This window comes from Rhodococcus sp. NJ-530 (assembly GCF_003860625.1).
Classification (GTDB): Bacteria; Actinomycetota; Actinomycetes; order Mycobacteriales; family Mycobacteriaceae; genus Rhodococcus_F; species Rhodococcus_F qingshengii.
Map to the genome: position 1 here is coordinate 6,370,321 of NZ_CP034152.1, position 12,755 is coordinate 6,383,075.

12 protein-coding genes are annotated in these 12,755 nt (G+C 63.4%); 7 read left to right on the top strand and 5 right to left on the bottom strand.

Features of this window, described 5'->3' with window-relative positions:
- Positions 1–372 precede the first annotated feature (372 nt).
- Positions 373–3,219, bottom strand: coding sequence for a leucine--tRNA ligase (gene leuS, locus EHW12_RS29760; RefSeq protein WP_125052473.1), 2,847 nt, complete (start codon positions 3,217–3,219; stop codon positions 373–375).
- A gap of 101 nt (positions 3,220–3,320) precedes the next feature.
- Between leuS and EHW12_RS29765 the strand changes: the two genes are divergently transcribed.
- Both EHW12_RS29765 and EHW12_RS29770 read left to right on the top strand, forming a co-directional pair.
- On the top strand, positions 3,321–3,812 hold the full coding sequence (locus tag EHW12_RS29765; protein WP_125052475.1) for an SdpI family protein: 492 nt from the start codon (positions 3,321–3,323) through the stop codon (positions 3,810–3,812).
- A 5-nt stretch (positions 3,813–3,817) separates the two neighbouring features.
- Positions 3,818–4,777, top strand: coding sequence for a DUF1648 domain-containing protein (locus EHW12_RS29770; protein ID WP_241199079.1), 960 nt, complete (start codon positions 3,818–3,820; stop codon positions 4,775–4,777).
- Here the strand turns inward: EHW12_RS29770 and EHW12_RS29775 are convergent.
- Complete coding sequence (locus EHW12_RS29775; RefSeq protein WP_007729102.1) at positions 4,746–5,441, bottom strand: FadR/GntR family transcriptional regulator; 696 nt, start codon at positions 5,439–5,441, stop codon at positions 4,746–4,748. The genes EHW12_RS29770 and EHW12_RS29775 overlap by 32 nt on opposite strands.
- 162 nt (positions 5,442–5,603) lie before the next feature.
- Here EHW12_RS29775 and EHW12_RS29780 point away from each other — a divergent pair, with 162 nt between their 5' ends.
- Positions 5,604–6,773 (top strand): MFS transporter, encoded by a 1,170-nt coding sequence (locus EHW12_RS29780; RefSeq protein ID WP_125052477.1) that lies wholly within the window; start codon positions 5,604–5,606, stop codon positions 6,771–6,773.
- 4 nt (positions 6,774–6,777) lie between these two features.
- On the top strand, positions 6,778–7,758 hold the full coding sequence (locus tag EHW12_RS29785) for a bile acid:sodium symporter family protein (RefSeq protein ID WP_003942582.1): 981 nt from the start codon (positions 6,778–6,780) through the stop codon (positions 7,756–7,758).
- On the opposite strand, the gene EHW12_RS29790 is transcribed toward EHW12_RS29785, so the two are convergent.
- Genes EHW12_RS29790 through EHW12_RS29800 form a run of 3 tightly spaced genes read right to left on the bottom strand, consistent with a single transcriptional unit; the run spans position 7,751 to position 9,379 of the window.
- Positions 7,751–7,969, bottom strand: a complete 219-nt coding sequence (locus EHW12_RS29790) for a hypothetical protein (RefSeq protein ID WP_007729106.1) — start codon at positions 7,967–7,969, stop codon at positions 7,751–7,753. The genes EHW12_RS29785 and EHW12_RS29790 overlap by 8 nt on opposite strands.
- 55 nt (positions 7,970–8,024) lie before the next feature.
- The gene (locus EHW12_RS29795; RefSeq protein ID WP_003942572.1) at positions 8,025–8,630 is read right to left on the bottom strand and encodes a YqgE/AlgH family protein; all 606 of its coding nucleotides are present in this window, start codon (positions 8,628–8,630) and stop codon (positions 8,025–8,027) included.
- A 53-nt stretch (positions 8,631–8,683) separates the two neighbouring features.
- Positions 8,684–9,379, bottom strand: a complete 696-nt coding sequence (locus tag EHW12_RS29800; RefSeq protein ID WP_039973071.1) for a TetR/AcrR family transcriptional regulator — start codon at positions 9,377–9,379, stop codon at positions 8,684–8,686.
- Between the two features lie 134 nt (positions 9,380–9,513).
- On the opposite strand from EHW12_RS29800, the gene EHW12_RS29805 reads away from it, so the two are divergent.
- The 3 genes from EHW12_RS29805 to EHW12_RS29815 are packed head-to-tail and all read left to right on the top strand — an operon-like array spanning position 9,514 to position 12,754.
- Positions 9,514–10,455 (top strand): NAD-dependent epimerase/dehydratase family protein, encoded by a 942-nt coding sequence (locus EHW12_RS29805; RefSeq protein WP_125052479.1) that lies wholly within the window; start codon positions 9,514–9,516, stop codon positions 10,453–10,455.
- Between the two features lie 54 nt (positions 10,456–10,509).
- The gene (locus EHW12_RS29810; protein WP_125052481.1) at positions 10,510–11,133 is read left to right on the top strand and encodes a TetR/AcrR family transcriptional regulator; all 624 of its coding nucleotides are present in this window, start codon (positions 10,510–10,512) and stop codon (positions 11,131–11,133) included.
- Entirely contained in the window at positions 11,117–12,754 is a 1,638-nt protein-coding gene (locus tag EHW12_RS29815) for an acyl-CoA dehydrogenase family protein (protein ID WP_125052483.1), read from the top strand. Before EHW12_RS29810 ends, EHW12_RS29815 begins: the two co-directional genes overlap by 17 nt.
- Position 12,755 lies beyond the last annotated feature (1 nt).

The following is a 12,755-nucleotide window of genomic DNA, read 5'->3' on the forward strand; positions in this document are numbered from 1 at the left end:
ACCGCCGACGGGGGCCTTGCGGGGAAGTGCAGTGGAACGACAGCTACCGCTCTCGGCAACGTGTTACGTGCATCACAGCCCTCACATCGAACACGCGCTACCAAATGTTCCGTGGAGCGGGACATTCAGGACAACGACTGATTGGCGTCACAAACTCGAACCTGGCCTTGGATTATGAGCAACGGCAACGATTTTCGGTTCGGACTTGAACGTGGAGCCATTCCCATCTTCGAAATACCGACCACCCCGTACTTGACGATCCCGCCTTTGAGGTTCCCCCCTCGGTGTCAACGTCGGGAATCATCCCCAGAAACGACTGTGCGCCGTTTCGGTAGCGGTAACTACCAAAACGGCGCACAGGGGCCGAAGGCCCTACAGAACTATGTTCACCATCTTGCCCGGCACAACGATCACCTTGCGGGGTGCGTTGCCCTTGAGCAGAGCGACGATCTTCTCGTCGGCCAGCGCAATCTCTTCGACAGCCTTGCGATCGGCATCCGCCGGGACGCTGATGCGGCTACGAACCTTGCCGTTGACCTGGATCGGGTACTCGACGGTATCCTCGACGAGCCACTTCTCCTCGACTGCCGGGAAGGGTCCGTGCGCAAGGGATTCCGTGTGACCCAGACGCGACCACAGCTCTTCCGCGAGGTGCGGCGCCAGGGGAGCGAGCATCAGCACCAGCGGCTCGACAGCAGCACGAGGCGCACCGCCCGGGAACGCCTTGGTGAGGTGGTTGTTGTACTCGATCAGCTTCGCGGCGGCCGTGTTGTCGCGCAGCGCCGTGTAATCCTCGATGACACCGGAAATCGCCTTGTTGAGCGCACGCAGAGTCTCTTCACCAGGAGCTTCGTCGGTGACACGGGGCTTGCCGGTCTCCTCGTCGATGACGACGCGCCACACTCGCTGCAGGAATCGCGCAGCACCGACGACGTCCTTGGTTGCCCACGGACGCGAGGTGTCCAGCGGACCCATCGACATCTCGTACACACGCAGAGTGTCTGCACCGAACTCGGCGCAGATCTCGTCCGGCGCAACGGCATTCTTCAGGCTCTTACCCATCTTGCCGTACTCGCGGTTGACCTCGGCGCCTTCGTAGAAGAACTTGCCGTCACGCTCGACGACCTCCTCTGCCGGCACGTAGACGCCGCGGGCGTCGGTGTACGCGAATGCCTGGATGTAGCCCTGGTTGTACAGGCGGCGGTACGGCTCGCTCGAGGACACGTAGCCCAGGTCGAACAGAACCTTGTGCCAGAAGCGCGAGTACAGCAGGTGCAGCACTGCGTGCTCGACGCCGCCGACGTACAGGTCGACTCCACCGGGATCGTTGGGGCCGTGCAGTTCCGGACGCGGGCCCGTCCAGTACGCCTCGTTCTGCGGGTCGCAGAAGGCGTCCTGGTTGGTGGGGTCGATGTAGCGCAGCTGGTACCACGAGCTACCTGCCCACTGCGGCATGACGTTGGTGTCGCGGTGGTAGGTCTGCAGACCGTCACCGAGATCGAGCTCGACGTTGACCCAGTCGGTCGCCTTGTTCAGCGGGGGAGAGGGCTCGGAGTTGGCGTCGTCCGGATCGAAGGACACGGGTGCGTAGTCCTCGACCTCCGGAAGCACCACGGGCAGAGCCGAATCCGGCAGAGCGTGTGCGTTGCCGTCCGCGTCGTAGACGATCGGGAAAGGCTCGCCCCAGTAACGCTGACGCGCGAAAAGCCAGTCGCGCAGCTTGTACTGGATGGTGCCCTTGCCCTGGCCGCTCTCCTCGAGGCGACTGATGACGGTCGCCTTGGCCTCGGCAACGTCCAGCCCGTCGAGGTAGTCGGAGTTCACCAGCGGGCCGTCACCGGAGTACGCAGCCTCCGAAACATTGCCACCGGCAATAACTTCGAGAATATCCAGACCGAACGCGTTCGCGAACTCCCAGTCACGGTGATCGTGTCCCGGAACTGCCATGATCGCACCGGTGCCGTAACCCGTCAGAACGTAGTCGGCGATGAAGATCGGAACCTTGTGTCCGTTGACCGGATTGACGGCGTAGGAACCGAGGAAGACGCCCGTCTTCTCCTTGTTTTCCTGGCGCTCCAGGTCGGTCTTGACGGCAATCGACTTACGGTATGCAGCAACAGCTTCCGCCGGAGTCGTGGCACCGCCAGTCCAGCGCGCGTCGACACCTTCGGGCCACTCGTCCGCGACGAGCTTGTCCACCAAGTCATGCTCAGGAGCCAGCGTCACATAGGTGGCGCCGAACAGCGTGTCCGGACGGGTAGTGAACACATCGACGCCGTACTCGCCTGCAGCAAAGGTAACTTCGGCACCGTACGAGCGTCCGATCCAGTTGCGTTGCATGGCCTTGACCTTGTCCGGCCAATCCAGGTACTCGAGGTCGTCGACCAGGCGATCGGAGTACGCGGTGATGCGCATCATCCACTGCTGGAGATGCTTACGGAAGACTGGGAAGTTTCCGCGGTCACTACGACCGTCGGCGGTGACTTCCTCGTTGGCCAGGACGGTACCCAAACCGGGGCACCAGTTGACCATCGAATCCGACTGGTAGACAAGGCGGTACGAGTCCAGAACCTTGGCCTTCGCGGCCACGTCCAACGAAGCCCACTCGCGTCCGTCTTCCAGAGCGCGCTCACCGGAATCGAACTCGGCTTCCAACTCGGAGATACGACGCGCCTTGCCGGCTTCCTTGTCGTACCAGGCGCCATGGATCTGCAGGAAGATCCACTGCGTCCAGTGGTAGAAGTCGACATCCGTCGTCGCGAGACTACGACGCTCGTCGTGGCCCAGACCCAGGCGTCGCAGCTGGCGCTTCATGTTGGCGATGTTGGACTCGGTGGTGGTCCGTGGGTGGGTACCCGTCTGCACGGCGTACTGCTCGGCGGGGAGACCGAAGGCGTCGTAACCGAGGGTGTGCAGGACATTGCGGCCCTGCATGCGATGGAAGCGCGCGAAGACGTCCGTAGCGATGTATCCGAGCGGGTGACCGACGTGCAGACCCGAACCCGAGGGGTACGGGAACATGTCCTGCACGAAGAGCTTGTCGGCGGGAACACCGTCGGGCGAGGAGAGCGGACCGACCGGATTAGGCGCGTTGAACGTGCCTTCCTCACTCCAGCGGTCCTGCCAGTGCTGCTCGATCTGGCCGGCGAGCTCCGCGGTGTAGCGGTGCTGCGGAGTTGCGTCGGCTGGTGAATCGGGGGACTGCGGAGACTCGGTCACTGTGGTCGCTATCTACTTGGCTGACGGAAATACCGATAACCAGGGTAGAGCCTGTGCGACCCGGGCATACCATCAACTCCACTCGCGCCTATCCTGTATGGGTGATCGTTGTCGCTGTGGTGCTATTCGTGCTCGCTGTCGCCGTCGGTGGAGTTGGTGTCGCCGGTCTGATCGGCAAACTCCCGCGCAACCGCTGGGCCGGTGTCCGCACCGAGGATTCCCTGCGGAGCGAGGAGTCGTTCGCCCTCGCCAACAAGGTGGCCGGTCCGACCATGCTCGCGGCCGCTGGAATGTTGGTCATCGGCGGAGTCGCAGCACTGACCATCGGCGGAGTCTTCGGCGTCGCGGTCGCGATCATCGCCGTCGTCGTCGCCGTCCTCACTGCCGGTTTCGGTGGCGGCATCGGCGCCCGCGCTGCCGCCGCACTCCCGCAGCAGAGCGGATGCGGTAACGACTGCAACTGCGGCGGACACTCCGAGCCTGTCGCCGAGCCGGTGGCGGAGACCTCCGAGGCCAAGGCGAACGCTGCCGCTTGCGGCACCGCTTCCTGCGGTGCCTGCGCGCTCAAGGATGCTTGCCAGCCGGCTCATTGATTCACGTGAAACATCGCGTGGTCGACCCGGCCGGGGTCGTATTCGGGCTAGTCGTTCCGTTGCTGTGTGCGGTCTTCGGCTTCGTCCTGACAAAAATTTGGGAGCCCCGCCTCCCGGAACAGATCGCGACTCACTGGACCACCACCTCGCCGGACGGATTCTCCACCCCGTCGGCCAACGCCTGGACCATTGCACTTCTGACGCTGCTCTTCGGTGGCGGCCTGAGTGCGATTGCTGCTCTTGCTCCCGCGATGCTGATGATGCGCCGATTCATGTTGGTTGTCGGGCTGAGCGTGGTCGGGCTCATCACGACAGTGAACTTCGCTTTGCTCTACACCCAACTCGATGTCACCGATCCATCCACGACGTCACTCCCGCTGTGGTCTATCGGTGTCGGCTTTGCAGTCGGCGGGGTGCTGGGGTGGATCGGCGCCTCGTTCCTGCGTGACTACCGCGTCCGCACTCTTGCCACGATCGAACCCTCGGCCGGGTTGCCGCGAAGCCGCTGCGCTCTCCCCATCTCCGACGACGTCGGATTCAGCACCAAGGGGTCGGTGATCCTCACTGCGATCACTCTGGCGCCCGGAGTCATCATGGCGTTGGCGATGCGGTCACTCTGGCCGTTGTTCATCTTCGGGGCACTCGGACTGCTCGTCGTCAGCCTGGTTCGCTTCCGGGTGATCGTCGACGAACGGGAGATCCGGGTGATCAACATGGGGATGGCTGCGATGACCTACGACATAGACGAAGTTGTCGGAGCTGACATCGCGGAGATCAAACCGTTCGCGGACTTCGGCGGCTGGGGACTCAAGACCAAGGGTCGTCGCAACTACGGCGTCGTCACCCGCACCGGACCAGCGGTGGTCATAACGTTCGCTTGTGGCGACCGACTCACGATCACGACACCCGAAGCCGAAGACATCGCCGGGTCACTCAATCGATTGGCCGACGCCCGGACTCGCTAACCGCCGAGCCTGAACCGATCGCTTCCTGAGTCTTCTCGAGATACCCACACGCCGCAGCCCTGGCTTTGGTGACATCGCGTTCGGCGATGGCTTCGGCAACTCCCTGATGATGCGAAGACGTCAGCGACGGCGGATGCACCCCTTCGGTCACCTCGTAGGTGGCTCGAACTGTTTCGAGGATTCCGGCAAACAGATCTTTCAGCACGGGATTGTGGGCGGCATCGACAACGGCAATGTGAAACGCGAGATCGACGTCGACGAAGTTCTCCGCTGGGACATCACGCTTGGCGGCCAGTTCACGAAGTATCCGAACGTCGTCGTCGCTGCGACGCTCACACGCCAACCGGACCGCTTCCATCTCGAGCGCACGACGCACTTCGAAGACGTATTTCATCTCGTCGACGGACGCGTGTTTGCCGAGCAGTCCGCCGATGTCGGTCCGAGCGCGCACGAAGGTCCCTGATCCGCGACGGATCTCGAGAACTCCCGTCGAGGTCAATGTCTTGATCGCTTCGCGCACGGTGTTCCGGCCGACGCCGAGAACACTCATCAGCTCCGGCTCGGTCGGAACACGATTGCCCACTGTCCAGACGCCGTCGGAGATCTGCGTGCGCATCCAGTCGAGGGATTGCTCGTACGCGGACTCTTTGCGAACAACGGTCATCAGCTCATCCTCACAGCATTAGCGGCGATCATTCCACTCACCTACGATACGTAGGACGACCCATGTATTTTCGCACTCTGTCTTCAGGAGGGGCTTCCCACGTCCGCCACAGCTGTCGCCACCGAAGAACGCACACGCCGCACCAATCGACACTTCTACGGCGTGGGCTACGTCCTCACCGTGATCCTCTTGGGCGCGAACATGCCCACCTCCGTCTACGGGCTGTACCGGACCGAGTTCGGATTCACGCCCACCATCCAGACGCTGATCTACGGCGTCTACGTCGCCGGCCTCGTTCCGGCATTGCTGTTCTTCGGACCGCTGTCCGACGCCCTCGGCCGACGCACCGTGCTCCTTACTGCACTCGCTCTGAGCGTCGTCGGCACGCTCGTTCTGGCATTTGCCGACGCGACGGTGTGGTTGTTCGTCGGCCGGATTGCCCAGGGAATCGCGGTGGGCGCGGCCAGTGCGGCGGGCAGCGCCGCATTGGTGGAGCAGGAACCGAAGTTCGATCACCGACGAGCAGCGCTCGTATCGACGGTGACGGGCGCGTTGGGCGGTGCGCTCGGACCACTCGTGTCCGGTGCAATCGCCCAGTACCTTCCACAACCGCTGCGGTTGCCGTATCTGATCTTCCTCGTCGCGTTCATCCCGGCACTGATCGTGTTGCTGCTACTTCCGCGGATCGGGGACGTCACACGCCCGAAGCGGTTCTTCCAAATGCCACATGTTCCCGCCACTGTTCGCGAGACTTTCTGGCTCAGCTCGCTCGCCGTCGCGCTGTCGTGGGGCGCGGTCGGGCTCTTCCAGTCGGTGGTCCCGTCGTGGATGACCAGCCTGCTGAACATCGACAACCTTCTGCTCGGCGGCGGGGCAGCTGCACTGGTGATGATCTGCTCGGTGGTCGCGCAACTCGGCGGAAGCCGCATGGACCCGCGCACGTCCGTCACCGTCGGTCTGGGAATCCTCGCTCTGGGAATGATCGGCCTCCTCGTGGTCGACCTCGTCCCGAGCCTGGCACTGCTGGGCGCCATCACCGTCGTGGTCGGCGCCGGGCACGGTCTGGCGTTTGCCGGCGGCATGAAGCGCGTCAACGCCGCCGCCCGGACCCACGCCCGCGAGAGCCACGGCGGAGTTCTGGCCGCGTTCTTCACCGTCAGCTACGCGGGACTGGCGATCCCGTCGATCATCGCGGGTATCGCCATCACCCTCCAGGGAATGCAGACGGCCATCATCGAGCTGTCGATCATCGGGACGCTGCTGTGCCTGGCGGTGATGGGCTTCAACCTTCGTGGGGCTCGAGAGCCCGCTGAAGCTCGCCGTTATCCTTAGCCAGGTGAAGTTTCTCAGTAGGTTCTACATCGACGGGTTCATCCTCGGCATCATCATCGCCGGCGTGCTCGGAAGTGTGTTCCCGGTATCGGGTACCGCGGAGAGCATTCTGAACTGGGCCACCAAGATCGCCATCGGCTTCTTGTTCCTGCTCTACGGCGCACGGCTCTCGCCGCAGGAAGCCTGGAAGGGCGTCAAGCACTGGCGACTGCACACCGTCGTCCTCGCCGCGACGTTCGTGCTGTTCCCACTGATCGGCCTAGCACTGCGATTCCTGTCACCGACGCTGATCAGCGACGAGCTCTACACCGGCATCCTCTACATGTGCCTGGTTCCGTCGACGGTTCAGTCTTCGATCGCGTTCACCTCGATCGCCAAGGGGAACGTCGCGGGCGCGATCGTCAGTGCGTCGTTCTCCAACCTGATCGGCGTCTTCGTCACACCGCTGCTGGTGGTTCTGCTGATGAACACCACCGGCCAGGCGACGGTCGACTTCTCGTCGATCCTCGACATCGTCGTGCAGTTGCTGATCCCGTTCATCGTCGGTCAGCTGATCCGCCCGCTGGTGATCGGATGGCTGCAGAAGTACGCCGAACCCACCAAGTACGTCGATCGCGGATCGATCCTCCTCGTTGTCTTCGCCGCCTTCAGCGAAAGCATGAAAGAGGGGATCTGGAGCACCATCACGATCTGGCAGATCGTGATCCTCACAATCGTGTGCTGCCTGATTCTCGCGCTGGTTCTCGGCGTGACCACTCTCGCGGGGCGCAAGCTCGGGTTCGATCTTCCCGATCAGATCGTCATCATCTTCTGCGGGTCGAAGAAGTCCTTGGCAACGGGCCTACCGATGGCGGCTGTACTGTTCGCGGGCCAGCCCGTCGGCCTGATCGTGTTGCCGCTGATGATCTTCCATCAGATCCAACTGATCGTCTGTGCTGCGATGGCGCAACGCTTCGCGAATCGGGATCCGGTCAGCGTCAGCTAGCGAGCAACTCGCCTCGGGTCGCGTCGACGCAGCCGCAACCGCCCTGCAGTTCAGCACAATCGATGGACAGCGCATGGCGGACCGATGCCAAGTCGAGGCAGTTCGCGCCGGTGCATTCGAGTGATCCGTCGGCATGCCGCAGCAAAGAATCGTGGCAGTGATCGACATCCGAAACACAATCCGCGCACTGGATCTGACGCTCAGCGAGCATTACTGCCACCTCTCTCGAAAACGATGACACAGGAATATCATCGACCTCCGACAAGTCAGTTTCGTTCCACCTCGATGGGGTGGCTGGCCAGCATCGCCACGGGTAGCGGCTGGCGTCGTAGCACCCGTGCCCAGACATCGACTCGGGGCGGCGTCAGCACATCCGACGGCAGCGAGCTGATCACCATCCAGTCTTCACGCTCGAGCTCCGAATCCAGCTGGCCCAGAGTCCAACCCGAGTACCCGGCAAAAATGCGGATCCCTTCGACCAAAGGAGCAATGACCTCCGGGTCCGAGTCCAGATCCACCATGACTACCTTGCCGTCCACCCGCCGCAGGCCGGCGACGCCGTCGATCCGCGCACCGTTGCGAGCGATGCCCAGGCAAAGCGCCGAGTCACGCTTGACTGGTCCACCGATGTACAGGGCCGAAGGATGCGCGGTCAGCGGTGACCACTGCGGCAACACGTTCTGCACGGCCGTCTCACTCGGCCGATTGACGACGACGCCCAGGCTCCCGGCGTCGTTGTGCTCGATCATGTAGATGACGGTGCGGCGAAATGCGGGTTCCGTGAGATCGGTCGACGACACCAACAAACTGCCCGGACGAACCTCCGGTTCTATCCAGGCCATTCGATCCTCGGGTTCTTCTGCGTGCGCCACAAGGACATCATCTCACCGACAACTGCGTGCGGAGGAACGAGACACAAGCGTGTTCAGGTCAGACCCGCCACATCGGCAAGTAGTGCCAAATGCCGCTCGAAAATCTCGCTCGCGTCGGTGAACGTATCGCTTCCGTACTGCCCGAACACCTCGAAGTTCACCGAACCGAACAGCGATACCCAGACGAGAGTTGCGCGCACCGCGGCATCCGGCGGCAGGTCGGTACCCAGTTCAATCCGCACTCCCTCGAGGTCCGCTGCCAACGTGTCACTCAGGCCCGGACCCTCTCGCACCGTCAGTGAACCCGCGCGATGGGCGGCGTCGATGATCCCGATCAGCCGGGTCACGACGAGGGTGCCGGGGCCGGTGGTCTGCTCGCCCGGAGCGTCGTAGCCGGGGACGGGGCTGCCGAACAACAGACCGTAGCGGGCCGGCTCCCGGATCGCCCAGCTGCGAACGGCGCGCCCGAGAGCAATGAACTGTCCGCGAAAATCCTCTGCTGCAACGGCATTCACGGCGGCGTCCACTTCCGCGCCCAGTTCCGTGTACCCGTCGACCACCAGCAAGGTCAGCAGTTCGTCCCGACTGGCGACATAGCGGTATACCGCTGAGGACACGACTCCCAGGTCACGCGCGACGGCCCGCAGAGACAAAGCGGCAGCGCCGACGGCAGCAAGATGCTCGCGTCCGATACGGGTGATGTCCTGCAGCGTCTGTTCGCGCGCCCGCTCACGGGGAGTTCCAACCATGAGTCCATCTTGCCCCATTCCCGAGAGCAGCATCAACAAAAGAGAGCACTGCTCTTGACAGCGCTCGGGTGCAGGTGCATTCTTGAAAACGAGAGCAGTGCTCTCAATTCACTCGAAACGAGAAGGAGCACACCATGTCGAACCTCGAAATCGTCACCGGAGCAGGACCCGTCGGATCCGCCGTCGCACTACAGCTCGCCGAGCAGGGAATCAACGTCCGGCTCCTGACCAGGTCCGGCAGCGGGCCCGAGCACCCGCTGATCGACCGCCGACGCGTCGACGTCTCGGATTCCGAGGCCCTGCGCTCGGTCAGCGAGGGCGCCACGGCCATCTACCACTGCATCCACGCTGCTTACAACGCAGCCGATTGGGAGCGGGAACTCCCGGCGGCCGAGAAGGTTGTGCTCGACGCGGCCGCATCCATCGGTGCCGTCGTGGTCTTCCCCGAAAGCCTCTACGCCTACAACTCCGACACCCTGATGACCGAATCCGATCCACGCAACGCCACCGGTGGCAAGCGCGGAGTGCGCACCGCGCTGCTGCGTGCTCGCGAGGCCTCTGCAACACCCACCGTCAGCGTCGTGGCCTCGGACTTCTTCGGTCCCCGCGTCCGCACCGCCCACGCGGGCGAGCGCATGGTTCCGAAAGTCATGGCAGGTAAGAAGATTCGTGTCATCGGTTCCGCAGATCAGCCGCACTCCTTCACCTACATCCCCGATCTCGCAGCAGCGATGATCGCGGCGGCACACAACCCCGAACTTTGGAACTCCGTCCTCCACGCACCCACCGGCCCCGCGCTCACTCAGCGCAAGATCGCCGAGGCCTTCGCCCGCGCCGCCGGGGCATCCCCCGCCAAGGTGGGTGTACTCCCCGCCTGGGTGCTCGACGCCGCCGGCAAGATCAACACCGACAGCCGCGAACTCGCTGAGATGAACTACCAGTTCACCAAGCCGTTCGTCATGGACTCGAGTGCCAGCGAAGTGCTGCTCGGACTCTCGCCGACGCCGCTCGATCAGGCCGCCGAAGAGACCGTCGCGTGGTGGCGCGAGGAACAGTCTCGCGCCGCTGCTGCCTGAACCTGCAGGTGGGGGCTCTTGACGCAAGAACGGAACGGGTGTTCACTTCTTCACATGGCCTATCGCCGCACTCCGGCAGTACAGGAAAGATTGGACGCACAACGCGCCCGGCTGCTCGAGGCCGCCACGACGGCAGTGGCAACCCACGGCTATGCGGGATGTTCCATCGCCGCGGTGGCCAAGAACGCCGGCGTCGGCACCGGGACGCTGTATCGACATTTCGACGGCAAGGGCGAATTGTTCGCCGAAGTGTTCCAATCAGTCTGCAGCCGTGAGGTATCCGCAGCTCGGGACGCCGGAGACAATGCCCGAAGTCTGGAAGGCAACCACCGCTCCGCGGTATCAGCGTCTGTTCGGACCTTCGCCGAACGTGCCATGCGCGCACCGGTTCTCGCCTATGCCCTGCTGGTGGAACCGGTGGACCCACTCGTCGACGAACAGCGTCTCATGTTTCGCGAATCGTTCCGCGATTGCCTGGCCACCGCAATTCGTTCGGCAGTCGACACCGGTGAGATACCGCCACAGGACGCCACTCTGACGGCAGCGTGCATCGTCGGGGCAATCGGCGAGGCCCTGATCCTTCCACTGCGCGGCGGCACCACCGATCCCGCTGCGATCGACGCCATTCTCGCCTTCACCCTTCGATCGTTAGGGAGCTTCGATGACACCCACGCATGAAGTCACCAATCAGGTTCCGCCCCTGATCGATTACGACGCAGCCGAATACGCGCCGCTTCTCGAGGCACTGCAACGTGAAGGAGCTTCGGACGCACTCGAGGAGGTTCATCAGGTTGGAATCCGCGCCGGAAGCGCGCAGGCCCAGGAGTGGGGCGATCTGGCCGAGGAGCACCCACCTGTCCTGAGAACCCACGACCGCTACGGCAACCGTATCGACGAGGTCCGCTACGACCCCGCCTATCACCAACTCATGAGCACCGCAGTGGAATTGGGACTGCACGGCGCTCCGTGGGTTGACCCGAATCCACACGCACACCTCGTCCGCGCCGCGAAGATGGCCGTGTGGGGTCAAACCGACGCCGGTCACGGCTGTCCCATCTCCATGACGTACGCCGTGATCCCCGCGCTGCGGCACAACGCGGATCTGGCCGCGCAGTACGAACCCCTCCTGACCACGCGGCACTACGATTCGGCGCTGAAAGCTCCCCTCACCAAACCCGGATTGATCGCCGGTATGTCGATGACGGAAAAACAGGGCGGTTCGGATGTTCGTGCCGGAACCACAAGGGCAGTGCCACAATCCGACGGTAGCTATCTCCTGACAGGCCACAAGTGGTTCACCTCCGCACCGATGTCGGACGTGTTCCTCGTCCTCGCTCAGGCGCCGGGCGGTCTGTCGTGCTTCTTCCTTCCTCGGGTCCTGCCGGACGGCTCGCTCAACAACATGTACCTGCAGCGTCTGAAGGACAAGTTGGGAAATCATTCCAACGCGAGCAGTGAGGTCGAGTACCTCGACGCTCTCGCGTGGATGGTCGGCGAAGAAGGCCGGGGCGTGCGCACCATCATCGAGATGGTCAACATGACCCGGTTGGACTGCACGATCGGCACGGCCACCGGCATGCGCGTCGGCACCATACAGGCAGTTCACCACGCGACGCATCGAAGTGCTTTCGGCGCCAACCTGATCGACCAACCCTTGATGCGAAACGTTCTGGCAGATCTGGCGGTGGAATCGGAAGCGTCGACCACCGTCGCGATGTGGCTGGCCGCTCTGACCGACCGCGCAACCGCAGGCGATGCCCACGCCAGCGCACTACGACGCATTTCGTTGGCCGTGAGTAAGTATTTCGTCTGCAAGCGCGGACCGATCCACGCTGCCGAGGCACTCGAGTGTCTGGGCGGAAACGGATACGTGGAGGAATCCCGGATGCCGCGCCTCTATCGCGAGGCTCCGCTGCTTTCGGTGTGGGAGGGTTCCGGCAACGTCGCGGCGCTCGACACACTGCGGGCGATGGCCAAGCAACCCGAAACACTGCAGGTGTTCTTCGACGAGCTGAAACGAGCCAGTGGAGTGGACGGCCACTTCGATCAGGCCGTGCGAGATCTCCAGGCGGCTTTCGGCGATTTCGACGACATCGAATACCGGGCACGAAAGATCGTCGGCGACATGGCGCTCGCACTGCAGGCCTCGCTGTTGCTCCGCTACGGGCACCCCGCGGTGGCCGACGCGTTCTGCGCGAGTCGGCTCGGAAACAGCTGGGGGAGTGTGTTCGGAACGCTGCCGAGGGGCGTGGACGTCGCGCCGATCCTCGAGCGGGCCACCGTCAAGATCGGCGCCTGAC